1 protein-coding gene is annotated in these 706 nt (G+C 68.1%); it reads left to right on the top strand.

Annotated elements, in window-relative coordinates:
* Positions 1–108: 108 nt before the first annotated feature.
* Positions 109–706 (top strand): IS110 family transposase (locus LC092_RS21090; protein WP_224809707.1); only part of this gene is annotated, 598 nt, incomplete at its 3' end.

The raw sequence follows: 706 nt of genomic DNA, 5'->3' as shown, positions 1-706 counted from the left end.
CGTCATCGGGGTCCCTGCCGCTTCCTTTTCCCGCTTGGAGAGTTGATGGGGTCTCTGGCTGTCACCACGCCCGCGAACAATCCGAAGCCTGATCAGGATACCACCGCCATGGCTTTTCTGGAACATGCCCCGCCCCATGTCGTCGGCATCGACGTCTCGAAGCAGACGCTGGCCGTCTCCGCCTGTAACGGCAAGGCGGCGCGTAGCGTCGCCAACACGGCCCGCGCGATCCGCAAGCTCGTCGCCGACCTGCCCTCCGGCACGCTGGTCATCTGCGAGCCGACCGGCGGATATGAACTCCCGCTGCTGGTTGAACTCCGGGCCGCAGGGGTCCCCTGCCACCGGGCCGACACCTTGAAGGTCAAGGCTTTCGCACGCTCCTTCGGGCGCCTGGCCAAGACCGACGCCATCGATGCCGGCCTGCTCGCCGCCTATGGACAGGAGCGCTGGCAGCGCCTGTCGCTGCATCAGCCGACCGGAGACACACAGGCCAGGCTGGCCGCGCTCGTGGCCCGCAGGCAGGATCTCATGGCGATCCGGGTCGCCGAGCTCAACCGGGCCAAGTCTCCGGGCTGCGCCCTGATTGCCTCTTCCTGCAAGGCGCTCCTGCGGGCGCTGGACCGGCAACTGGCGGCGCTCGACACAGCCATCGACGCGCTGTGCGCCCGCTGCAGGCTGCTTGCCCGGCGCATCGCTCTTTATCGCA

The organism is Stappia stellulata (genome assembly GCF_020176715.1).
In the GTDB taxonomy this organism is placed as follows: Bacteria; Pseudomonadota; Alphaproteobacteria; order Rhizobiales; family Stappiaceae; genus Stappia.
Note: the sequence above shows the minus strand (reverse complement) of the source record. Positions and strands in the feature narration are given on the sequence as shown.